The 25,002-nt window shown below is 35.9% G+C and carries 13 protein-coding genes; 10 read left to right on the top strand and 3 right to left on the bottom strand.

Annotated features, from left to right (window positions below; genetic code table 11):
* Positions 1-243: 243 nt before the first annotated feature.
* Positions 244-1,974 carry a phospholipase D-like domain-containing protein gene (locus AC6CH4_RS10200; RefSeq protein WP_498102598.1) on the bottom strand — a complete coding sequence of 577 codons (1,731 nt, stop codon included), beginning with the start codon at positions 1,972-1,974 and terminating at the stop codon, positions 244-246.
* A gap of 614 nt (positions 1,975-2,588) precedes the next feature.
* On the opposite strand from AC6CH4_RS10200, the gene AC6CH4_RS10195 reads away from it, so the two are divergent.
* Both AC6CH4_RS10195 and AC6CH4_RS10190 read left to right on the top strand, forming a co-directional pair.
* On the top strand, positions 2,589-7,172 hold the full coding sequence (locus AC6CH4_RS10195) for a molybdopterin cofactor-binding domain-containing protein (protein WP_498102596.1): 4,584 nt from the start codon (positions 2,589-2,591) through the stop codon (positions 7,170-7,172).
* A gap of 25 nt (positions 7,173-7,197) precedes the next feature.
* Positions 7,198-8,628, top strand: a complete 1,431-nt coding sequence (locus tag AC6CH4_RS10190) for a hypothetical protein (protein ID WP_498102594.1) — start codon at positions 7,198-7,200, stop codon at positions 8,626-8,628.
* Between the two features lie 396 nt (positions 8,629-9,024).
* Here the strand turns inward: AC6CH4_RS10190 and AC6CH4_RS10185 are convergent, their stop codons facing one another.
* On the bottom strand, positions 9,025-9,783 hold the full coding sequence (locus tag AC6CH4_RS10185) for an SDR family NAD(P)-dependent oxidoreductase (protein ID WP_498102592.1): 759 nt from the start codon (positions 9,781-9,783) through the stop codon (positions 9,025-9,027).
* A gap of 16 nt (positions 9,784-9,799) precedes the next feature.
* Complete coding sequence (locus tag AC6CH4_RS10180; RefSeq protein WP_498102590.1) at positions 9,800-10,570, bottom strand: SDR family NAD(P)-dependent oxidoreductase; 771 nt, start codon at positions 10,568-10,570, stop codon at positions 9,800-9,802.
* Between the two features lie 105 nt (positions 10,571-10,675).
* On the opposite strand from AC6CH4_RS10180, the gene AC6CH4_RS10175 reads away from it, so the two are divergent.
* The 8 genes from AC6CH4_RS10175 to AC6CH4_RS10140 all read left to right on the top strand — a co-directional run bounded on the left by AC6CH4_RS10175 (position 10,676) and on the right by AC6CH4_RS10140 (position 24,990).
* Complete coding sequence (locus tag AC6CH4_RS10175; RefSeq protein WP_498102588.1) at positions 10,676-11,032, top strand: winged helix-turn-helix transcriptional regulator; 357 nt, start codon at positions 10,676-10,678, stop codon at positions 11,030-11,032.
* A 258-nt stretch (positions 11,033-11,290) separates the two neighbouring features.
* On the top strand, positions 11,291-14,002 hold the full coding sequence (locus tag AC6CH4_RS10170; protein ID WP_498102586.1) for a substrate-binding domain-containing protein: 2,712 nt from the start codon (positions 11,291-11,293) through the stop codon (positions 14,000-14,002).
* Between the two features lie 230 nt (positions 14,003-14,232).
* The gene (locus AC6CH4_RS10165; protein WP_498102584.1) at positions 14,233-15,591 is read left to right on the top strand and encodes a sugar porter family MFS transporter; all 1,359 of its coding nucleotides are present in this window, start codon (positions 14,233-14,235) and stop codon (positions 15,589-15,591) included.
* On the top strand, positions 15,554-17,161 hold the full coding sequence (locus tag AC6CH4_RS10160) for a glycoside hydrolase family 32 protein (RefSeq protein WP_498102582.1): 1,608 nt from the start codon (positions 15,554-15,556) through the stop codon (positions 17,159-17,161). The genes AC6CH4_RS10165 and AC6CH4_RS10160 overlap by 38 nt, the downstream gene beginning before the upstream one ends.
* Positions 17,162-17,179: 18 nt before the next feature.
* A complete protein-coding gene (locus AC6CH4_RS10155) occupies positions 17,180-20,284 on the top strand; it encodes a SusC/RagA family TonB-linked outer membrane protein (RefSeq protein WP_498102580.1) in 3,105 nt (1,034 codons plus the stop codon).
* 22 nt (positions 20,285-20,306) lie between these two features.
* Positions 20,307-21,998 (top strand): RagB/SusD family nutrient uptake outer membrane protein, encoded by a 1,692-nt coding sequence (locus AC6CH4_RS10150; protein WP_498102578.1) that lies wholly within the window; start codon positions 20,307-20,309, stop codon positions 21,996-21,998.
* A 19-nt stretch (positions 21,999-22,017) separates the two neighbouring features.
* Positions 22,018-23,415 carry a DUF4960 domain-containing protein gene (locus AC6CH4_RS10145; RefSeq protein WP_498102576.1) on the top strand — a complete coding sequence of 466 codons (1,398 nt, stop codon included), beginning with the start codon at positions 22,018-22,020 and terminating at the stop codon, positions 23,413-23,415.
* A gap of 21 nt (positions 23,416-23,436) precedes the next feature.
* Positions 23,437-24,990 (top strand): family 43 glycosylhydrolase, encoded by a 1,554-nt coding sequence (locus AC6CH4_RS10140; RefSeq protein ID WP_498102574.1) that lies wholly within the window; start codon positions 23,437-23,439, stop codon positions 24,988-24,990.
* Positions 24,991-25,002 lie beyond the last annotated feature (12 nt).

The raw sequence follows: 25,002 nt of genomic DNA, 5'->3' as shown, positions 1-25,002 counted from the left end.
TTTGTTTTGTATTGGTTTTTTTTAGTGTGCATAACTACATCTCAATTTTCAATCGGGACAATTGGAGTTCGAATCTTTCTTCAATAAATAAGAAATAAAATAATTTAATAAATAGCGAAGGACTAATGAAGAGATGTTTCTCTAAGCTATAGTCCTTCAGTTTTTGTCTGGATATTATAGTAATTTTATTCAGGATGTTTACCATACCAACTAACTATTTATTTAATAGAAATAAAATGATAATTATGAGAATAATTCACGGTCCTTAGAGCGTCTTTTATCTGAATAATATTTATCCCACCATGATTTCTGTCTATTATCGTTTGGAGGTAATTTTAGTTCTAACTTCTGATTTTTAGCATCGGCTTTTGATCTTGCAAGCCTGAATTCATAGTGATCAAATATTCTAACTGCTTCAATCATATATGATGTCGCAACTTTTCTGTCTTTAATCAGTAATAGATTTTCACCATTAGCAGAATCTGCTACTCCGGAAAAATTATAAGATCCCATATACACCCTCGCATCTTCGGTATTAAAATCCATGACCAAAAATTTATGATGCATGCGTATCCCGCCGCCGCCTACAGGTTCTTTTTTGAAAGGCTCTGGGATATTTTCACTGATCACTGCAGGTGAAACAGGTTGTGGGTTTCCATCTGTGTTTTTTAAATTGATTCCGCCAACAGGCTTATCCGCAATTCCATAAACAAATATTTTTTCATTTTCGGTTATCTTAGTTAATGCCTCTCTGATAGGCCCGCCTGTTTGTGAAAGAAAAGCCATAGAGTATAAAAGGCTTGATTTAATAGTTGCGACATCCTCTCCGATAGATTGAAGTACAGTATTTTCGGTACTATGTGGGGAGAATGTTACTTTAGCATCAATATTGGGTAGTCCAAGTGATTGCCAAGTAGCAGATTTTGTATTGTTGAATAAAGAGACGGTATTGCTTTCGCCAACAGACCAAAAATCTTCAAAAGCTTCATTAAATAATTCTACGGGTTTGTTTCCTGATAGTATGATGGCATTATTATTTTGGACGAAAATACCACGCCATGATAAATTTGTTGATCCGCAAACTACTTTCTTTAAATCATGTCCATCAACAATGATTGTTTTATTATGTTGTAAGCTGCCCATCTTCTGACGAATGACCTGATTTTTTCCTGCTGTAATTTTTAGCATTTCAGCGGCTTTGTTTTCTGCCGAGCCTTCTTCTCCATGATCTTTTGAATTATCAATAATTATTCGTAGACGCTTTTTTAATTTTTTTAAGCGATTCACAATTTCGGGTTCGTTCAGGTCATAAGCAATCACGGAAACTTTTGCAGTGTCATCTTTTATTGCATCATCCAAAATTTTTAAAATGGCATTGTACGCTTCAAATCCCATCCATTTCAAAGCATCTTTAGCAAGCGAATGTGTGGGTTTAAAATCAAGTCCTTCTTTGGACTTGGCAGGAAGCAATGTTTTAATGTCTCCTTTTTCCTCATAACGATCGACAAAAGCCTGCGAAGAAATAAAACCTCGAGTAAATGTTACATTTAATGCATTCGGATAAGTCTCTCGTGCAAGTGCTATGGAACACTGTTGCGATTCGCCATAACTTAATTCTTTGTTTTTATTCATAAATACCGGTTTAACTACATAAGTAAATAAACCTTCAATTTCAGGATTACGTGGAAAATGTACCCAGCGAAAGACTTGTAGTGGGCTATGCAATGTATATCTTACGTTAGGGTCTGTTTTATCTGCTTCAGGAAAACTGATTCTGTTTCTTAATGGGAAAAATTTATTACCATTAGGTTCCTTATATTCAATTGAAAAGCCTACAAAATCGGGAGTTGGCTTTCCGTTTTTCCAGTTCATTCCTAATAGTGCCATACCGTCTCCACGGTGAACTTTTAATGTAAAAAGTGCCATTTCATTTGTACCGGTTTCCTGATAACCGGAATTTGGGTTATTTGCCATTGTGCTTCATTTTAAGATTAATAGTATTTTCCGAACTTGATTGATTTTAGAATTGTCTTATTTAAAACCCCAATTCTAAAAAGTTGATATTTTGTGCAATTTTGGTAAGCATTCATTCGACCATGAAAGAAACTACTAACTCCGGTCTTTGTAATCTGACTAAATGTTTTAGTATTTCGGATTAGATTACATCGATGTGAAATTAAGTAAACCGCTTAATATTATAGTAAGTATTTATACCTGTTTTTTGTCTTTTTTTATGTGTATTGTGTTGATTTTTAGTTGTTTATTTTGTTTTGTCAAAAATGATTAACACTTTTTTAGTCAGATCAATTCTTTAGTAATAAAAATCTAATTAACTATCGTATTCTCATCTTTTCAAAACCTCCGCAATTTTATTAGTGACTATTAGTAGGGTATTAGGTGATAAAATACTCTCAAAAAATCTTTTTTTATAGGTTTAATCTTAAAAACAGGTATTACTACTTAGTCCTGATTTAAAAGTCTGTATTATATTTGTTATTGTTTGTTAATCAAATATTTATGCTGTTAACTATGTACTTCCTTACGTGCTTAAATAAATTAAAAAACCGAACCAATTCTCTCTAACTAATATGAAAAATACTGTAAATTTCTTTCTAAACGGAAAACCTACGACCATAGAAAATCCTTCACCGGATTTACTTTTAATTGATTATTTAAGATCTCCTGAAGTAGGTCTTTGTGGTCCCAAAAAACCGTGTGGACAAGGTGGTTGCGGTGGTTGCACCGTTATTATATCTGAATGGAACAACGAAAAAAACAAAGCCAGTCATCTGGCTATAAATTCCTGTCTTAGACCTGTATGTGCTATAGGAGGCCTTTCTGTTACTACTATCGAAGGAACCGGCGCTGCCCGTAAACCTGACCCAAAGTATTTAAGGCTAAAAACTAGTTCGACACGCACTAGTGTTCCTTTTGATGAAGACAACTCTCCTGTACTAGATGAAGCAAAAAAAGCAGCCGAGAACAAACTTATTGCTGTTGAGCAATCTATTAAAAACGCTCAGAATACAAGCTGTACAGCAGACATAAAAATCATAGAAGAAATCTCTGATTTTCCCTCTGAAGAAACACATTTGGGGATAAACCCTGTCGCTTATCAATTGGCATTAAACAATGGGAGTCAGTGCGGTTATTGCAGCGTAGGATTTGTAATGAATATGTCTGAATTTATAATCAATAATGAAAATGCAACCAAAAAAGAAATCGAACAGGCGTTTGATGGAAATTTATGTCGTTGTACCGGTTATCGATCTATCCTGACCGGAATGAAAACTTTTGCTTCTGACTGGAATGCTACTGATGAAAAAAAGAGAATGCCTTGTACACTGGATCCTGTAAGTAAAGCTCAGCTTCCCGGCAAACTCGAAATTCCTTTTCCTGAAGAAGCGCAAAAACCAGCCTCGAGAGTTTCGACTAGCCGTTGGGCAACTCCAACTTCACTGACGGAACTGGCTGAAATTCTAAAAAACACCGAAAACGTTCGACTGGTGCATGCTAATACATCGTATGGCATTTACAAAAATGAATATTTACCAACTACTTTTTATGCTGATATTAGGTTTATTCCAGAATTAAATACAAAAAATGAAGTAACAAATGACCATCTTCAAGTCTCAGCCAGCATCACGTATAATGCTTTAATTGAAATACTTTCTAAAGGTATCGAGCATGCAAAATTTGGTGCCCAAAAAATATCCAAATCGGATATTACAACTTTAGAGGCATTAGATTACATGGCACGCAGAACTGCCGGTCGTATTGTTCGTAATGTTGCTACAATTGGAGGTAATACCATGTTGGTGCTAAAACATATTTCGTTAGGTAAAGGCGAACCATTTCCATCTGATCTTTTTACAACTTTATATGCTGTAGAAACAAAAATCAATTACTATTTATTTGAAAAAAATTACGAATTTAAAGAATATACAAAAACAGCCGAAGAACTCGTTGAAGCAGTTAAAAATGATCCAAAACTTGCCGATATTATTGTTCTAAAAACATATGAAATTCCTTTAAAAGATACTAATGACGTTGTATTTGCTCAAAAAGTAGCCCTTCGTGAAGTAAACGCGCACAGTATTGTAAATGCAACTACCAATTTTAACATCAACAATGAATGTATTGTTAAGTCTGCCATAATTGCATTTGGTGGTATTGCTCCTTATCCGTGGAGAGCTATAGAAACTGAAAAAGCAATGAAAAATAAAGAATTAACATTAAAAGATGTTAATAACCTTTCAGAAATTCTGGCAAAAGAAGTTCGTAAAGAACTTAATATTCAGGAAGAACGCATGAAAGAAGTTCCTAATGAAGGTTTTACTTCTGATTATCGTACCCAATTGGCAGTTTCTTTTTTTTACAAATCAATTGTAAATGCTTTGGTAGCTAAAGGAGCTGAGATTCCGGAAAATCTGAGTTCGATAGCAGAAAACAAATGGGGTAACTGGCCTGTAAGTAATGGTGTTCAAAATTATAAAACACAAGATTATAAAGCCCCAGTCGCGCAACCTTATATCAAGGTTACCGCCGTGTATCAAACATCAGGGCAAACTCATTACACACATGAGCTTCCTGTACCGCCACTTACCTTAAACGGCGCATTTGTACAAAGTCAGAGAGCACTGATGAATTACTCATTTATTGTCGACAATAAAAAAACTTCGATAACAAATTTACGAGAATATCTAAAGAGCAAATTCCCAACTTTTAGCGATATTATTACCTATAAAGACATTAAAAACGGTGGGGTTAATTATCAGGGTATGGGAAATGATCAACCTCTTTTTGCAGAACAATTAATAAGTTATGTAGGGCAATCTATCGCTATGATACTTGCAACAAACGAACAGGATGCGATCAAAATTGCTGCATACGTTTCTACAGAATGTGTACAATATACAAAACCAGGAGCTCCCTGGACAGAACAATGGAGTGAACCCATTATCGATTTACTTGAAGCTATCAAAAAAGGAAGTGTCTTTCCGGATGCACCTGCCGATTCTCCTTTTACTTCTCATATTTGGAAAATAACACGTCCGGGAAGCCAATTTGACTGGGCAAAAAACCTTCAGCCAATCCCGCCTCAAAATCTTATAAGAGATAAAAAGATAGATTCCCGAGAAGAGAATGTAGACAATATTCCTTGTAAAGTTGTCACTTCCTCTCAACTTTGTGGAGGACAAGCTCATTTCTACATGGAACCACAAGCTTGTATTGCAACTCCTCTTGATGAAGGACGTATAAAAGTTCAGCCATCTGTCCAGAGTCCGGGAGGAATGCACGATACGGTTGCTTCAGCATTAGCAATGTATCATCATCAAGTTGAAATTAAAGTACCGCCTGTAGGGGGGGGATTTGGAGGAAAAACGGAACAAACCCGTTTTGTTGCCGGTCCAACTGCAGTTGCGGCAAAAGCTACTAAAAGACCTGTTAGACTTGCAATACCTCGTGACGAAGATACCGCAATGATAGGAAAACGTCATGCTTATTACGGAGAATACGAAATTGCCGTAGATACCGGAGAATATAAACAAGAAAACAAAGGGATCATTCATGGCTTTCAATTAAAAATGTGGGGTGATGGCGGTGCATTTTATGACTGTTCTTTTATTGTTTCCAACTGTATCCAGCTACGCACGGATAATGCATACAAAATTAAAAACTTTGAAAGTCAAATTGATGTATGCCGAACCAATACCGCTCCCAGTACAGCAATGCGTGCCTTTGGGGATGTACAAGGAAAAAATATTGTAGAAAATGCTATTGATGATGCTGCTGTTTCCATAAATATGAGACCGGAAGACTTACGTGAAAAAAATCTTTACGACCGTGGTGATGTGACTCCATTTGGACAGGCACTTACTTATTGTTATATGAAACAAGTATGGGCTTACGCTAAAAAGGTCTCAAATTTTGAAGCCAAATATGAAGAAGTTCAGAAATTCAACAAAGAAAACAAATGGTTTAAAAGAGGTATTTCTATGATTCCTGTAAAATATGGGTCAGGATATAATTTTCTTGCGTTAGAACAATCAACCGCTATTGTAGCCATCAATCCAAATGATGGAACTGTTATCATTCATCAGGGGGGTGTTGAAATTGGACAAGGATTGGTTACTCAGGCGCAACAAGTTGCTGCTTACGTCTTGGGAATCCCGATGGAAATGATATTTATTGACAATGTAAATACGAGCATTACGCCAAACCCTACAAGTACAGGAGGTTCTACTGGAACTCCTTATTCTTGCGAAGCTGTAAAACAAACCTGTGAAGAAATGCGAGCCCGACTTATGGAATTTGGCTATCAAATGCTGAAAGAAAATGGCGAAGAATGGTGCATGAGCAAGAATATAGATTTTTGGAACTATGGTGCCGGAGAAAATAAAGGCTGGGCTAAAGAAGTTAACGCCAATAAAGGAAACAAACCTATGATTTGGCAAAATCTGGTCGATTTAGCGGCCTCAAACAGAGTAAATCTTATTGTTACTTTTAATGCAAAAATAAAAGGTGGTGAGGCTCAGGTTCCGGCTATGACATTTAAAACTGAAACTGACCAACCAAATATTCCGGGTATAAAACGCATTAAAGATGCAACACTTGGCGGTGGCGTTGATTCATTTGTTGGCTTCACTTATTCAGTGGCATGTTCTGTTACTGAAGTAGATATTCTTACCGGAGAAGTAAAAATCATTAGTTCTGATATTATTTATGATATGGGATGGAGTATGAATCCTGCCATAGATATAGGACAAATAGAAGGTGCTTTTGTTCAGGGTATTGGATATCTTTTAACTGAAAAGTTAGTGTCAGAAACTGAAGGCCCAAATATAGGGCGATTAAATTCGACCAACACCTGGCGCTATAAAATTCCTGCTATTACAACCATTCCTTTGGAAATGAATACGTTCCTTTTTCCTAGAGATGAAAAGTCTGTACAAAGTATCCCTCCAGATCCTAACCAGATATTTTCTGCCAAAGAAGTTGGAGAACCTCCTTTAGTATTGGCTAACAGTGTCTTCTTTGCAATAAAAGATGCTATACGTGCTTCAAGAATAGAGCGTAATCTATCCCCTCTTTTTCGCCTAGATGCCCCAGCCACTGTACAGGAAGTTCGCAAAGCTTGTGAGATAAATCAAAATAAACTAGTAGAATAATAACTAACAACCAAATCAACTATTTATGAAACAATTACGACCGCTTATTTTAGCAATTTCCATCTTGTTGGCCTCCTGCAACAAAAAACAGGAAGAACCGGCTACAGCAAAAAAGAACAAAGCCTTAGCTGCATTAGAGCAACAAAATTATGAAGAAAATGGATTTCCAGATTTCGGTTATATGGTAAGCCCTCAGGAATACAGAGATAAATATGCTGATCAGCCTATATTTCGTCTAAAAACAGATTTCCCGACTGAAATGCCTAAAGAAATGCCTAAATTTCTTGATATCGATTTCAAAAAAGAACCTTTAAAATATATAGAAGCCGTTCGCGATTATGGTTTTGAGGGAAACACAGAAGAATGGAATCCATTCAAAAATAAAGTTCGCGACTGGTACCATATTCCATGGCTGCATCCAAGTGTTGAAGGACCGGGTGCTTATCCTCCAAATGGAGGTACAGAAGGTTTTCATGGTCTTATTAAAGAAGCACCTCTGGGGCCTCTTCAATTAGGACCGGGACTGAAAGGAGTTGAAGGTGATTATTCTGTTTATGCAATTACTTTAATTAATGACAAGGCGGGCTACGCTATGGGTAAAATGTGGAAATCCCCGCAAAATCCTAATATAAAAGTTTTGGATAAACGTTATGATGATGGCGGATTCCCAACAGGAACTGTTTTTGTAAAATTACTTTTTACCGATGCACCTAAAGGAACTGATTTTGTCGATTATCTTGTAAATCCATTAACATGGAAAGCTTATATTACTGAAAATTTCTGGAAATCAGACAAAAGAGTCGTTTCTGATGTACATCTTTTGCAAATGGATATTTCTATTCGGGACCCAAGAGCAGACAGAAGTGCAAGCAATCCTGAAGGAACCGGTTGGGTATTTGGAACTTTCTGTTATAACGGTAAATTGAATAAGAAAAACAAATTAATGAACCTTGTACCTGTTGGACTTACATGGGGAAATGATCCTGAAAACAGAATTAACAAAACATCACCATATCCTCCAATTAAGACCGAAGTAAATAAAGATCTGAAAGAGACTGTGATTTTCGAAAGTCCAAATCTTCCTCCTCAGCACCTTGGATGGAATGGCAGATTAGATGGGCCTGCTGATTTGAATACTGTTTCATGTATGTCATGTCATAATGCGGCTCAATATCCGGCAGTTACATCACTTGTTCCGCCGAATGCCGCTCCAGATGGTGGTAAGACTCCTCCTGTAGGTGGTGGTGGTAATAAATGGATGGAATGGTTCCAAAATATAGAATGCGGTACCTCTATGAATCCAAATGTATATTCAACAGATTTCTCTTTTCAGGTAGCTATTGCTTTAGAAAATTTTTTCACTGCTAAAGAAGCTTCAGAAAAAGGAAGATTTGCTTCTCAGTACAAAGCTGTTCATGTACCTATTCGCCGTGGAGATATTGCACCTAATAAATAACCCTAGACTCAAAATAATAATAATTCATTATAGCAAAGCTCGATTTTCAATCGGAACGGTCGAAGGTTCGAATCTTTCTGTGTTCACATCAAAAGCCACTCAAACGAGTGGCTTTTTTGTTTTTACTACTTTTTTATTTTCTTTGTTTACCACAACAAAACGCTACTTTTTACAACATTTTCGCATATTTTTCACGAACATGAAAACAGATAATAAAAAACAATGATTTGATGTTCGATATCTTCTTGGTCTTTTTGATAAAGTTTGAAATAAAAAAATCCCTGCTTCCGGAGAAACAAGGATTTGAAATAAACTTATATTTTTGAAACAATTATTTTAATATATAGTTGATGGAACCGGGCACTAGTTCGTCCATTGTCCTCCATTTTTTTAAATTTAAAACCCATACATACCACCCGAAACGGAAATTTGCTCTCCCGTAATCCACGCTGCATCATCGGAAGCAAGAAATACGGCAACTTTCGCAATATCTTTGGGCTGACCTCTACGACCAAGCGGTGTATTGGCGACAAACATTGTTTCATACTCACTGCCAGCAGTGACACCCGCATTGGTTGCACCTTCTGTTTCCGTAGCGCCCGGCAAAATAGAATTGATCCGAATGTTTTTTGCACCCAGTTCTTTCGACAAAGAAATCGTTATGGCATCTAATGCTGCTTTAGTTGCAGAGTACAACGAGGCCGCCGGAAGAGGCATTTTGCTTGCACCCGAACTGATGTTGATTATATTACCGCCCTTATCGCTAAACAGTTTTAAAGATGCCTGGATAGCAAGTAGAGCCCCCAAAACATTGACGTTGAAATGCTGATGAAAAGACTCTGCTGATACCTGTTCAATAGGTGTGTATCCTTGATAGGCCGCGTTGTTTACCAAAATATCCAACGTGCCGAAAGCCTTCCTTGTTTCTTCAAACAGCCTGATTACATCAGCTTCTTTTGATACATTGGCCTGTACCGAAATGGCTATGCCTCCATTGTCGGTTATGGCTTTCACCACTTTATCGGCTCCTTCTTTGCTTGAAGCATAATTTACAACAACCTTTGCGCCTTCTTCGGCAAAGTGTTTTGCGATAGATGCACCTATTCCTTTTGATGCACCTGTTATTATCGCTACTTTGTTTTTTAATTTACTCATTTGAAAATTATTTTAATTATTTAGTTGGCGATAAATAGGTTAGACCGCCATCAACCAGGAGTTCAGTGCCAAGCATAAACGATGAATCATCAGAAGCTAGAAATACCGCTGTTTTGCCAATGTCAGAGGGTTGTCCAATTCTTCCTATTGGCATTACATCTGCCCAGTATTTTTTTACAGCTTCCAGTTGTTCGGCAGGAACAAACTTGTCAAATACAGGTGTATCTGTTGTACCTGGTGATATTACATTTACTCTAATCCTTCTGTCTAAAAGATCGTTTGAAAATCCTTTTGCAAAATGAATAACAGCGGCCTTGATAGCACCATAAAGTGAAAATGATGTGTATGCCCGATGCGCTGCATTTGATCCGATAAGAATAATAGAACCACCATCATTCATATAAGGAAGTCCTTTATGAACAGTGAAGTAAACGCTTTTCAGGTTTAAATCCATTGTCTTGTCATAGTCGGCTTCGCCAATATCTGCTACAGAACCAAATGCTGCTCCTGTAACTGCACCACCTGCATTGGCTACAATCACATCTATTTTACCAAATTTTTCAGTTGTTGTTGCAAACACTCTTTCCAGGTCGGCAAGGTTGGTTACATCGGCATTTATAGCTATGAAATTATCTCCAAGTTGGGCTAATGAACTATCTAAAGTTTCCTGATTTCTGCCGACAATAACTCCTACGGCGCCTTCATTTTTAAATGCTTCAGCAATACCAAACCCGATACCGCTATTGCCTCCTGTAATCACGGTTACCTTATTTTTTAATTTACTCATTATTTCTTTTTTTAATGATTGAGCAGCAAAGTTAGATTAGTAAAGTTACTTTTAGTAACTTTGTGCTTAAAAATAACAGTAACACAGAGGTAACTAAGTAACATTATGGGGTGTAAAATAGAAGAGTTTCAACAGGAACAAAAGAAAAGAATGAGAGCCGTTCAGGATTCAATGGACGTGCTGAATGGAAAATGGAAGATTTCTATTATTTCGTCTATTTGCTGTTACGGTAAAAGACGATTTTCTGATATTTTAAATGATATAGAAGGAATTTCCAACAGAATGTTGAGTAAAGAACTAAAAGAACTGGAAATAAACCAATTGGTAAAACGAACCGTCTTAGATACCCAGCCTATAACGGTTCAATATGAACTTACGGAACATGGTGATACGCTACAAACCATCATCAGCAATCTTACAGATTGGGGAATAGCACACCGAAAGCACATTGTCGGAAAATAAGGTTTGTCTTTGTTCTCTAATAACATGTAGGTACAAGAGCGGTCGCTTCAATTTTTTGTATAGATATCTTATTACTGATTTGTGTACATGAAATAAAAGTTTAATTTTACCTTTACATTTATATATTCTTCTTACTTGTCATTACAAAATAATCCTTCCTAATTATTTTGACAAGTTGCCTGTTCCCGAAGATATTGTAAAATTCTTTTTATTTACATTAATTCTTAATTCATGTATCAATTTGTAAAATATATTTTGATGCTTATTATAGTATCATTAAGTTTAGTTTCCTGTAAACAAAAACAAGGAGATAAAATAAAAGTCGGGTTTTCTCAAGCTATGGCTACCGACGATTGGCGCAAACAAATGAACAGCTCGATAAAAATAGAAGCTTCATTACGCCCTGAAGTTGATCTGACCATTAAAGACGCTAATAACAATATCGAGAAACAAATTGAAGATATTGAAAGATTCATTTCTAATAAGGTAGATGTCATTATTGTATCTCCAATTCAATCTAAACCTTTAACTGCAGTTGTCGAAAAATCGATAAAGGCGGGAATCCCGGTTCTTGTAGTAGACCGGAAAATTGACGGCGAAAATTACACCGCATATCTTGGAGCTGATAATATTGAAATTGGCAGAATTGCTGCCCGATATATTATTTCGCACAGTAAAGGTTCTGGTAAAATTATTGAAATTACTGGTGCAAATGGTTCGTCGCCAGCATATGAACGCAGTCTGGGATTTGATCAGATAATCAATGAAAACAAGCGTTTCAAAGTCGGAAATACCATTCATGGCGATTGGGAGGGAGAATCTGTTAAAGCACCTTTGAAAACGATTCTTTTGCAAAATCCGGATATTGAATACATTTTTGCCCATAACGATCGTATGGCATTAAGTGCCTGGGAAACGGCTAAAACTGTGGGATTAGAGAAAAAAATTAAATTTATTGGTGTTGATGGACTCAATACGGTTAATGGAGGAATTGAATTGGTGAAAAGTGGTGTTTTAGACGGAACTATTTTGTATCCTACAGGAGGAAACGAAGCATTGAAATTGGCTTTAAAAATGTATAACAAAGAACCGATTTCTAAAAATAATATTCTAAATACAATTGTTATCGACAAGAATAATGCTGAAATCATTGAGAATCAAATGGATAAAGTGGATCAGCAACAAGCTGTTATCGAGTCACAACAAGGAGCAATAAATGTACAGGAAAGAGAATATGCCTCACAGAACAATCTGGTTCGGTTACTGAGTTTTTTCTTAGTGATTATTTTGAGTTTGACGATTTACAGTATTTATTCGACTATTTCTATTTCAAGAAAGAAAAAACAACTCGAAAGAATTAATCAAACGGTAATCGATCAGAATAATGAAATTCAGGAAATGGCAAAAATTGCAGAAAGAAGCAATGAAGCCAAATTGAATTTCTTTACAGGACTTTCACATGAGTTTAAAACACCCATAACTTTAATTATGAGTTATGTAGAGTCCTTAATTGAAAACGAAAAAATTAAAGGAACTGCGCTTATTGACGAGGTGAAACTAATTCATAAAAATTCGAATAGATTGTTGCGATTAATAAACCAGCTATTGGATTTTAGAAAAATCGAAGAGCAAAAGTTTACGTTAAGGGCTTCAAATACAAAGATTTACGATTTTACAAATGAAGTAATGACCAATTTTAAAGGCGAAGCAGCCCGCAGAAATATTGATTTTCAGCTTACCTGCAAAAACAAAAATCTGGAGTTGTTTATTGATAGAGGTTTGATGGATAAGGTATATTTCAATTTGCTTTCTAACGCCTTTAAATTTACACCCGATAACGGAAAAATAAACATTTCGATTGTTGAAAATCAGAACAATACAGTTAAAATTAGTTTTAAAGATTCAGGAATTGGGATACCTGAAAATGAATTGTCTAATGTTTTTAATCCCTTTTTTAGAGCTTCAAATAATAATAAAAACAGCTCAGGAATCGGACTTCATCTGTCAAAAGAATTTGTGCTGTTACATCAGGGAACAATTGAATTAAAATCAAAACAAGGAAGCGAGTTTGTGATTACGCTATTAAAAGGAAATAGTCATTTACAACCTTCTGAAATGATTAATAAGGCAGAAAATCTAAACGTAACTCCAAATTTAATATCTGATAATTTAGATATTGAAGCTGATTTGAATGAAGTAAATGCGCTTTCTGAATCAGAAAAACATACCCTTTTGGTTATAGAAGACAATATCGATTTGGTTACATTTTTAAAAGCTAAATTATCAAACGAATATGTGGTTCATACTTCTGACGGAAGCGATGCAATAGAAAAAGCAATAGAAATTGTTCCGGATATCATCATTTGCGACATTAATTTGGTAGACAAGGACGGTTATGAAATTAGTAAAGAATTGAAAAAGGATTTAAGATCCTCACATATTCCAATTATTATTTTAACCGCTCAAAGTAACAAAGAATCTGTTTTAAAAGGATTGCAGAGTGGTGTTGATCAGTATCTAACGAAACCTTTTAGTCTTTCAATTTTAAAACAATCAATTTCAGGTTTGCTTTTTAACAGAGAAAAACTACGTTATTATTATACCAATAATATTTATCGTATTGAACCTGAATCTAAATTCGGCAATCAGGAGCAGTCTTTCATAACTAAAATGAATGATATTATTAAGATGAATGTCGATAATCCTAAATTCTCTGTAGAAGATTTAGCCGATAAGCTTGGTGTTTCAAGGGTTCAATTGTATAGAAAGGTAAAAGCTATTATCGGAATTAATATCAGCGATCACATTAATAATGTAAAATTGGAGAAAGCAGCAGAGCTTTTAAAGTCAAATAATATGAATATTTCTGAAATTGCATACTCACTTGGGTTCTCTTCTCCAAACTATTTTTCTACAGCTTTTAAGAATAAATTTGGAATTTCACCAAAGGAATACAAGTCTTCAAATTGATATTGGTTTAAAATTGATACAATTCGTGTATCAATTTTAAACCCGATGTAACAAAATCGAAACTACACGGTTTTCGTAAATAAATTTTAAATCATGTAAAGCCTTATAAACAAAGGTTTTATGGTTTATATGTCAAACTATCAATAATTATAGGATTAAATTGTAACATCATTAAAAATAAGTTGTTTTTTTTGCGGATATCTTAGCAACAAGTTTTTAATACATCTACAATGAATAAGATATTGATTTGGTCTGTTACTGCTGCACTGGCAGGTTTTCTATTCGGTTTTGATACCGTAGTTATTTCTGGAGCTGATAAACAATTACAGCTTCTTTGGCATTCTTCTGATGCTTTTCATGGTTCTGTTGTTATGGCAATGGCACTTTGGGGAACCGTTGTAGGTGCTATTTTTGGAGGAATCCCAACCAATAAGATAGGTCGTAAAAAAACACTATTCTGGATCGGGATCTTATATTTCATTTCAGCTGTAGGTGCTGCTTTTGCAAATGATCCATTTGTATTTGCTGCTTTCAGATTTATTGGAGGTTTAGGTGTTGGTGCTTCAACCATTGCTGCTCCGGCTTATGTTTCTGAAATTGCTCCGGCTGACAAGCGCGGACGATTAGTAGCCTTGTATCAGTTTAATATTGTATTAGGAATTTTAATTGCCTTTATCTCCAACTACTTTTTAAAAGATATTGGAGAAAATGCCTGGCGTTGGATGGTTGGGGTTCAGGCTATTCCATCTTTTATTTATATTCTTTTTATACTTACAATTCCGGAAAGTCCAAGATGGTTATTGTCTAAAAACCGAGATGAAGAAGCGCGTAAAGTATTATTCAAAATTGATCCGACAGCAAATCTTACAGATATTATGGATGATTCGCGAGAAAATGGTATTACTAAACACGAAAACATCTTCATGAAAAAATACCGTTTCCCGTTAATGTTGGCTTTTTTAATTGCATTTTTTAATCAGTTTTCAGGAATCAATGCCTTTTTATATTATGCACCGAGAATTTTTGAAGAAGCAGGTTTAGGACAAAACACAGCTTTGTTGAGCAGTATCGGAATCGGGATTACCAATCTTATCTTTACTTTAATCGGAGTAGCATTAATTGACAAATTAGGAAGAAAGTTGTTAATGTACATTGGTTCCATTGGATATATTATTTCTTTAGGATTGGTCTCTGCTTCGTTTTATTTCAATTGGGGAGGATTATCAGTACCCATTTTTCTTTTCTTATTTATCGCTTCTCACGCCATTGGCCAGGGAGCTGTTATCTGGGTTTTCATCTCAGAAATTTTTCCAAATCACATTCGTGCTTCAGGACAGGCTTTTGGAAGTTCAGTGCACTGGGTTTTAGCAGCAATTATTCCATCCTTAGTTCCGATGTTATTTTCAGAAATAGGTCCGGAAGTCGTGTTCTTAATTTTTACATTAATGATGGTGCTGCAATTACTGTTTGTAATTTTTATAATGCCGGAAACTAAAGGAATTTCTTTAGAACTATTAAGCGAAAATCTAACCAAAAAAAATATCAAAAAAAATGAAATCAAAGAAACATCTACCGCTGGCATTTTATAGTGCTATACTACTAGCAATAGGAGGTTGTAAACCATATTCGGCTGTTGCACAAACGACTACTGTTTCGGTATCAACTTCTACAGAAGAACAAATGTACCGTCCTAATTTTCATTTTACACCAAAAAAAGGCTGGATGAATGATCCTAATGGAATGTTTTATTCTAACGGACTATATCATTTGTCTTATCAACATTATCCTGATGGAAATAAATGGGGACCAATGCATTGGGGACATGCAGTAAGCAAGGATTTAATTAGATGGGAGGAACAGCCCATTGCCATTTATCCGGACAATGGCAAATATATTTTTTCGGGAAGTTCGGTTGTAGATACCAATAATACGTCAGGTTTAGGTACCGGAAAAACAGCTCCAATTGTTGCGATTTATACTTTGCATGATATGACAAAGGAAAAAGAAAACAAAATTGATGTAGAACAGCAAGATATTGCCTATTCGAACGATAATGGTTTTACATGGCAGAAATTTGAGGAAGGAAATCCTGTCATAAAAAACCCTGGAATTCCTGATTTCCGCGACCCAAAAATGACCTGGGATGAAACCCACAAACAATGGATACTGGTTTTGGCAGCCCAGGACAGAGCTCAGTTTTACAAATCTAAAGATCTTAAAAGCTGGGAATATTTATCTGATTTCGGAAAGAATATCGGAGCTCACGGAGGTGTTTGGGAATGTCCGGATTTCTTTCAGATAAAAGTAAAAAACAGCAATGAAACCAAATGGGTTTTAATTCAGAGTTTAAATCCGGGTGGGGCAAATGGCGGTTCTGGTACACAATATTTTATTGGAGATTTTGATGGAACGACTTTTATATTAGATCAAAATTTTGCCAAAAGAGTAGAACAGGAAAAGGCCGTTTGGATTGATTATGGAAAAGATAATTATGCAGGAGTAACCTGGAACAATGTTCCGAGTGCTGACGGACGAAGATTATTTATTGGATGGATGTCTAATTGGGATTATGCACAGCAAGTTCCCACTAATATCTGGAGAAGCAGTACTACAATTGCCCGTGAAATTCAGTTAATCAAAAAAGGAAATGATTATAGTCTGGTTAGCAATCCGGTAAAAGAAATCAATAAATATGTTTCTAAAACGATCAAAGGGAAAAACCTTAAAGGAAAAGGAAAACTTTCAATTCCTGAAGCAGGAAAAATTGATTTAACCCAGGCGATTGTCAATTTTAATTTAAAAAACTTAAAACAGGATACCTGCACTTTTACACTTTCAAACACAGCGGGAGAAGCTTTGACTTTCGGGATCAATAATTCAGATCATTATTTATTTCTGGACCGTTCGAAGGCAGGAAAAAACGATTTCTCAGAAAAATTTGCTTCAACGATCACCAAAGCAACATTAGATGGAAATCAAAAAGAGGGTGTTTTTAAAATAATTTTAGACAAAACCTCTATTGAAATATTTTACAACAATGGCGAAAAAGTAATCACCGAAATCTTTTTCACAAACCAGCCATTTACTTCTCTGTCGGTTTCTTCAAACGAAGGAATTGAATTGAGCAACCTCGTAATTAACCAATTAAATATAAACTAACTAAAAACCACTAACCTCATGAAAAGTAAAATTATTTATTTTCTATTTTTCTTCTTTCCAATGCTGATTATGACAGCACAGGAAAGCGGAATTAAAGGAACGGTAATCTCGTCAGATGACGGAATGCCACTTCCGGGAGCAACCATAATTATTTCCGGAACTAATACCAGTACAGTAACAGATTTTGATGGAAATTTTTCTTTCGGAAATATAAATTCAGATGCAGTAATTGTTGTTTCTTTTATCGGATACGCGCCACAATCGATTCCCATTAAAGGACAAAAAACACTTAATATAATTTTAAAAGTAGACAACAATCAACTTAATGAAGTTGTTGTAACAGGATATTCAAAACAAAAGAAAACAGATATTACCGGAGCGGTTGCTGTTGTAAACATGAAGGAAGTCATGAAACAGCCGGAGCCAAACCCTATTAAAGCGCTGCAAGGAAGGGTAGCGGGGGTGAAGGTTTCATCTGACGGATCTCCGAGTGGAGGAAATACAAAAGTGGTAATTCGTGGAGTTGGAACATTAAACAATACAGATCCTCTTTATGTAATTGACGGAATGCCAACCAAATCAGGAATGCACGAATTAAATTCAAATGATATTGAAACCATTCAGGTTTTAAAAGATGCTTCTTCAGCGAGTATTTATGGTTCTCGTGCTTCAAATGGAGTAATTATTATTACAACCAAAAAAGGAAAAGAGGGTAAAATGAGAATCAATTTTAGCACTTATACCTCAATTTCTGATTATTCCAGAAAACAGGAAGTACTGAATGCCAATCAATTTGGTGAGGCTTTATGGCAGGCGAATATCAACGACGGATTAAATCCGAACAATAATAACCTGCGTTATCAATTTGATTGGTCGGTTAACAATAATAAACCAGAGTTAAACAAAGTTTTGGTGCCTGAATATTTAGATGCTAATCAAACACTGAAAGCTTCTAATACAGACTGGTACGACGCAATTTCGCAAACCGGAATAGCAAATTCTTATGATTTATCAGTTTCAAACGCATCAGACAAAGGAAGTTATGTTTTTTCATTAGGCTATTACGGAAGTGAAGGTGTCGTAAAAACAACCGATTTTGAAAGAATCTCTGCCAGAATGAATGGCTCTTATAAATATTTTGATGGTAAGCTGGTTATCGGAGAAAATTTTAGTTTGAATCGTACCAACGAAGTTACAGACCCTGGAGTTTTAGATCCTGCGCTTCGTGCTTTGCCAATTATTCCGGTACGAACTGTTGACGGAAAAGGCTGGGGCGGGCCTGTAGGAGGAATGAATGACAGACAAAATCCGGTTCGTCTTTTAGAATATAACAAAGACAATAAATACGATTATTTGCGTCTTTTTGGAAATATGTATGCCGATTTAGAGATTATCAAAAATCTTCATATCAAGAGTAGTTTTGGTATTGATTACGGGTCTTATAAAAAACGCACTTTGCAAAGAAGTTACCAATCTGGTTATTTGCAAAATGATCAGACATCAGTTACAATTGACCAATCGGTGAGCGATAAATGGACATGGACAAATACAGCAATTTATAGCCTGAATTTCGGAAAAAGCAATTTGAATTTAATGGCAGGAACCGAGATGTATAAAGATATTTTTGACACCACAACTTTACGTAAAAATGACTTTTTGATCGAAACACCTGATTATATGTATCCTGATGCTGGAACAGGAGAATCGTTTACAAGCGGAACTTCAACCGTATATTCATTGCTTTCTTATTTTGGAAAAGCTGACTATGAGTTTGATAACCGTTATTTACTTTCAGCTACAATTCGTCGTGACGGTTCTTCCCGTTTTGGTAAAAACAACCAATTCGGAACCTTTCCGGCAGTTTCGGCAGGATGGAGAATCAGTAATGAAAATTTCATAAAAAATAACGCACCGATTATTTCAGATTTAAAATTACGTGCTGGCTGGGGACAAACCGGAAATCAGGAAATTAGTAATACTGCCGTTTACAGTCTTTATTTGGCTAGTTATGCAGGCGGGAGCCCAACCTGGGCTACATCTTACGGAACAGCTTATGATATTGCAGGAAACGGAAACGGATTACTTCCTTCTGGTTTTATTGCAACACAATCTGGAAATGATGATTTAAAATGGGAAACGACTACACAAACCAACATTGGTTTAGATTTCGGATTATTCAAACAAAAATTAAGCGGTTCGGTTGATTATTATATCAAGAAAACGGAAGATATTCTGGTGTTACCACCTTATTTAGGAGTAATTGGCGAAGGTGGAAATCGTTGGGTAAACGGTGCTTCGATGGAAAATGAAGGATGGGAAGTTTCTTTAGGATACCGTGACGAAACCTCATTCGGATTGAAATATGACATTTCGGCTAATATTTCTGCAAACAAAAACAAGATTACAGAATTGCCGGATGAAGTGAAAAATAATTACGGAGGAGACGGATTAAATGATAATATTTTAGGTCGTCCGATTAACTCTATGTATGGTTATGTTGCTGACGGATTATTTAAAAGTCAGGACGAAGTAGATAACTCGGCCAATCAGGAAGGGAAAGGTCTTGGAAGAATTCGTTACAAAGATTTAAACGGTGACGGAACTATTACAGATAAAGATCGCACCTGGATTGGGAATCCAAACCCGGGCTTGTTGTACGGATTTAATTTAGGATTAGGGTATAAAAATTGGGATTTCACCACTTTCTGGGAAGGAGCAAGTGATGTTGAGGTGATTAACAATACCAAATATCAAACTGATTTTTGGAGTGTTGATGACGTAGGTTCTAACAAGGGAACTCGTTTATTAAATGCCTGGTCTTTAGATAATCCAAATTCTACAATTCCGGCTTTAACAACGGTAGACAGAAATGCAGAGTCAAGATTCTCAACTTATTATGTAGAAAATGGAAACTATCTTAAACTGCGTGTTTTACAATTTGGATATAGTCTGCCAAAAAATTTGTTGAAAAAAATGAATTTCGAAAGCTTTAGATTCTATATCAGCGGACAAAATCTACTGATCATTGATGCTAAAAACTTTACTGGTGTAGATCCTGAAAATGCAGGGTTTGGATATCCTCAGCCAACGACTTTTACCGCTGGTCTTAGTTTTACTTTATAATAAAAGATTAAATCAAAAAAACATGAAAAAAATACTATATATAACAGGGTTTTTAGTGCTGGGATTAATGGCATCCTGTTCTGATTTTCTTGAAAATGATCCGCGTGGTGTATTGTCTGAAGAAGATATTGTAACGCCTCAATCGGTAGAAGGATTTATGAATGCAGCTTATGCACAGTTAGGAAATGATCATTATGATTCGCCTTATAGTTTGTGGCCTTTTGGGAATGTTCGTTCTGACGATGCTTACAAAGGCGGAAGCGGAACTAACGATATTCAGGATTTTCACTTTTTTGAAGTTTCCAATAATATCAGACCAGATTTTGGAGAGTTGGATTCTTTCTGGTACATCAGTTATGTTGGAGTTTCCAGAGCTAATAAAGCTTTGAAAGCTTTAGAGCAAATTTCAGAGGCAGATTATCCGCTAAAGAAAACTCGTATGGCCGAGATGCGTTTTTTAAGAGGACATTTTTATTTTATGTTGAAAATTATGTTCAGAAACGTTCCTTACATCACAGAAGATATTCCTGTTGAAGATTATAAAACGATCTCAAACAAAGCGCTTTCAAACGAAGAACTTTGGAATAAAATTGCTGAAGATTTTCAGGCTGCCGCCGATAATTTGCCGGAAACACAGCCACAAGTTGGCCGTGCGACTCAAAAAGCGGCGTATGCTTATTTAGCAAAAACTCGTTTGTATCAGGCTTATACGCAAGATGAAACTTATAAAGTTACAGGAATCAATCAACAGCATTTGCAGGAAGTAATTGCAGCAACAGATAAAGTAATAGGTAAAGCAAGTTTAGAGCCAGATTTTGCTAATAACTTTTTACCTGGAACTTTTGAAAACGGAGCTGAATCGATTTTCTCAATTCAATTTTCAGATAACGATGGAACTTTATACGGAAGATTAAATTTTTCAGATGTGCTTTCAACACCTCAGGGATTAGGATGCTGCGATTTTCATAAACCAAGTCAAAATTTAGTAAATGCTTTTAAAACAGGTGCTAATGGTTTACCGGAATTTGACACCTATAACAATCAGGATTTTGATTATAAAAATATAGATGCTAATACGGTTGATCCAAGATTGTATCATACTGTTGCGATGCCAGGCTTGCCTTATAAATATGATCCGGAATTTTTATATGTTGAAGCCTGGGTAAGATCTCCGGGAACGTATGGCTATTTTGCTTCATTAAAAGAAAATGTGGCGCCAAGCTGCAGCTGTGTGGTGAATATTGATCCGTTTTATGGAAATTCAAAAAACAGAATCCAGATTCGTTATGCCGATGTGATTTTGATGCGTGCCGAAGCTTTGATTGAATTAGGAAGACAATCAGAAGCTTTACCATTGATCAATCAAATTAGAGAGCGAGCTGCTCAAAGTACAGGAAGACTTCCGTATGTGAAGAACTTTAAAATCAACACTTATGTTAACGGAGTTAATTGCAACTGGACACAGGATTATGCACGTAAAGCAATGCGCTTCGAACGTCGTTTAGAATTGGCAATGGAAGGAAATCGTTTCTTTGATTTAGTTCGTTGGGGAGTAACAGATCAGGTACTGAATGACTTTTATGCTGGAGAAAAAACAAAACGCACTTATTATCAGGATGCCTTTTTTGATGCGCATAAAGAAGAGTATTGCCCAATTCCGTTGAAGCAAATTAATTTCAGTCAGGGATTGTACAAACAAAATCCAGGTTATTAATCTTTTAAAGATCATTAGTATGAAAAAACATATATATAAATATTGGACCAAAGTGTCTTTGATACTGTCATTGCTTTTTATGATTACTGCCTGTGAAAATAACTTTGAGAGTGGCGGTTTTGATGTCAATTCACCTTCTAATGTTACTTCTTTTAAAATAAATGGAGTAGCAGGACAAATTGATCAGAAAACAGGAAAAATTAATGTAACAATGCCTTATGGATCAGATATTACTGCTGTAAAACCTGAAATTGTTTTACAGGCCGGAGCAACATCAAATCTTGATATAACAGTACCAGTCAACTTTACAAATCCGGTAACATTTAGAGTTGTAAATGGTAATTTGTACAAAGATTACACCGTAACGACGGTAGTTTTGAGCCCAATTAAGAGTTTTACGATTAACGGAGTTGCGGCAACTGTAAATGATGTAAACAAAACAATTAGTATGACCTTGCCAGAAGGAACTAATTTGACAACGCTAAAACCGGTTATTGAAACAACAGAAGGTGTTTCTATTTCACCTGCTTCCGGGGCTACAATTGATTTTACAAATGCAGTAACTTTTGTGGTAACATCTAACGGAAAAAGCGTGAATTATACGGCTAAAGTTGGAGTTCCGGTAACAGGATTGGTAGTTGCTTTTTTAGGAACAGCTGCTACAAGAGCTGAAATTACAAATATGGATGAAATTACGGCTGCTAATTGGTTCTTTTCAACTTTTAGCGGGGCGAAATACATTTCATTTGGCAGTGTTGAAAACGGTGCAGATCTAAGCGATGTTGACGTAATCTGGTGGCATTTTGATTCAGCAGCAAATTTACCGGCAATTGCCTATAAACCTGCGGTAACAACAGCTTTAAAGAATTTCAGAGCTAATGGAGGGAATTTACTTTTGACATCTTTTGCCTCTCAATATGTAGATGCTTTAGGAATTGTTCCTTCAGGAAAAGGGCCGAATAATGTTTTTGGAGATTTTCCTCCAAACGGATTTGTAGATGCAAACTCTTGGGGAATGTCATTTAAAGGGCATGAAAATCATCCCATTTTTGAAGGGTTAACAACTTATGAAACTGGGAAAGCGAATCTATTGCAAGGCGGAACTTTCAGATTAAACCATACTGGATGGTGGTTTGTGCCGGAATGGGGAGGATATGTTAATGGCGAAGGCTGGAGAAACCAAACAGGCGGAACCAATTTAGCCAGTGAGGCCTGGGACAATAATCTTGACGGAAGAGTTACCATTGCAGAATTTCCAAACACCGCAACCAATAAAAATGTGATCGTAATTTCGATGGGAGCCTACGACTGGTATAACGAAACCAATAGCAGTGGTGTTCCAAGCCAGGCTAATGAATTCATTAATAATATTAAGCTTTTGACACAAAACAGTATTAATTATCTGGCTAAAAATTAATTTAATTTGAATTCAATAAAAATGAAATATAGAAATATAATAACAATCGCTTCCATTTTCTTTTCGCTTGTTTCCTGTAGTCAGGACGATACGTATATTGGAGGTTCTGTTTCAGGAGGCGAGTCTGAAATGACAAGCATTTATCCTGTACCGCCCTCACAATGGATGGGAACAAATGATCCCTATTACAGTGCCGGTTATACAGGTGACATAATGCCCTTTTTTGATAACGGAAAATTCCATATTTATTTTCTTCATGATGCCCAGAATAAACCTGCCGGAAAAGGTTTTCATGATATTCATGAGTATATAAGTACAGATTTGGCTCATTTTACCTACGAAGGGCAAACAATTCCATTTGGAAAAACTGCTGATCCTGATTTTGCCATTGGCACAGGATCAGTTGTAAAAGTGGGCAATCTTTATTACTTTTATTACACTGGACACAATGAAACACCGGCTTTTGTGCAATCAAATGCCAGAGAAAGTGTCTTGTGTGCTACCAGTACTGATTTAAAAAATTGGACAAAAGTGCCATCGTTTAAAATCACTGCACCTGCCGGATATTATAATTATGATTTTAGAGATCCGCATGTGTTTTACAATGATGAGCTGAAAAAGTATTCGATGTTGGTTAGTACACAAACTGAGCCGGGTAGAAAAGCAGTTTTATTGCATTTTACAAGTGCAGATCCGGTTTCCGGAAAGTGGGATGTTCAAACGCCAATTTACACCACAACTCCGCAGGAAAATTACTTAATGATGGAATGTGCCGATATTTTTAAAATGGGAAATTACTGGTATTTGATATTTTCTGAAAACTGGAGCGGTAATAAAGGCACACATTACAGAATGGCAACATCTATTAACGGACCCTGGAATGCGCCACAAAATGATTTAATTGACGGAGAATATTTTTATGCCGGAAAAACAGCTTCTGATGGAAATAAAAGATATGTTTTTGGATGGAATGCCAGAAAAATACCTGAAAACGATCTTGGAAATAAAGACTGGGCCGGAAATATGGTGATCCATGAATTAATTCAAAATTCTGATGGAACTTTAGGAACTCAGGCTCCTCAAAAAGTAAAAGATTTATTTTCTAAAAATATAACTGCTGAGGTTGATGCGATTTCAGAAAATGTAACTATAACTTCAGGAAATTATACTTTGTCCGGTACAACAAATAAAGCATTGGCAACGTTTAAATCTATAGGCAAAAAAGCCAGAATAAAAGCAGAGGTTACTTTGGGAAATGCAAATGGTGTTTCAGGATTTGTTTTTCATACCAATGATTCCGGAAGCTATTATAAGATTATTTTTGATATAACGAAAGGGAAAATCATCGGATATAATTCTGCGTCACAGGAAGTAACCCGAATGCCTTTTCAATTTCAAATAAATACAAAATATGCTGTTGAAATAATTACTGAGGGAAGCGTTGTCGTACTTTACATTAACGGAAAAGCGGCTTTGACGAACCGTATTTACGGAAGAGACAAGAATAAATGGGGATTAATTGCTGAAGGACAAAACACCGTAATTTCAAATCTTCAGATTACGCAACCAGAATAAACATTAATATAA

It is taken from the genome of Flavobacterium sp. GQ95, assembly GCF_059758655.1.
This window is presented reverse-complemented; position numbering and strand designations above follow the sequence as displayed.

What these genes read in the sequence shown, in the direction of transcription:
- AC6CH4_RS10200 (WP_498102598.1), bottom strand. Translation starts at nt 1,974, where the DNA reads ATGGCAAATAACCCAAATTCCGGTTATCAGGAAACCGGTACAAATGAA.
- AC6CH4_RS10195 (WP_498102596.1), top strand. Translation starts at nt 2,589, where the DNA reads ATGAAAAATACTGTAAATTTCTTTCTAAACGGAAAACCTACGACCATA.
- AC6CH4_RS10190 (WP_498102594.1), top strand. Translation starts at nt 7,198, where the DNA reads ATGAAACAATTACGACCGCTTATTTTAGCAATTTCCATCTTGTTGGCC.
- AC6CH4_RS10185 (WP_498102592.1), bottom strand. Translation starts at nt 9,783, where the DNA reads ATGAGTAAATTAAAAAACAAAGTAGCGATAATAACAGGTGCATCAAAA.
- AC6CH4_RS10180 (WP_498102590.1), bottom strand. Translation starts at nt 10,570, where the DNA reads ATGAGTAAATTAAAAAATAAGGTAACCGTGATTACAGGAGGCAATAGC.
- AC6CH4_RS10175 (WP_498102588.1), top strand. Translation starts at nt 10,676, where the DNA reads ATGGGGTGTAAAATAGAAGAGTTTCAACAGGAACAAAAGAAAAGAATG.
- AC6CH4_RS10170 (WP_498102586.1), top strand. Translation starts at nt 11,291, where the DNA reads ATGCTTATTATAGTATCATTAAGTTTAGTTTCCTGTAAACAAAAACAA.
- AC6CH4_RS10165 (WP_498102584.1), top strand. Translation starts at nt 14,233, where the DNA reads ATGAATAAGATATTGATTTGGTCTGTTACTGCTGCACTGGCAGGTTTT.
- AC6CH4_RS10160 (WP_498102582.1), top strand. Translation starts at nt 15,554, where the DNA reads ATGAAATCAAAGAAACATCTACCGCTGGCATTTTATAGTGCTATACTA.
- AC6CH4_RS10155 (WP_498102580.1), top strand. Translation starts at nt 17,180, where the DNA reads ATGAAAAGTAAAATTATTTATTTTCTATTTTTCTTCTTTCCAATGCTG.
- AC6CH4_RS10150 (WP_498102578.1), top strand. Translation starts at nt 20,307, where the DNA reads ATGAAAAAAATACTATATATAACAGGGTTTTTAGTGCTGGGATTAATG.
- AC6CH4_RS10145 (WP_498102576.1), top strand. Translation starts at nt 22,018, where the DNA reads ATGAAAAAACATATATATAAATATTGGACCAAAGTGTCTTTGATACTG.
- AC6CH4_RS10140 (WP_498102574.1), top strand. Translation starts at nt 23,437, where the DNA reads ATGAAATATAGAAATATAATAACAATCGCTTCCATTTTCTTTTCGCTT.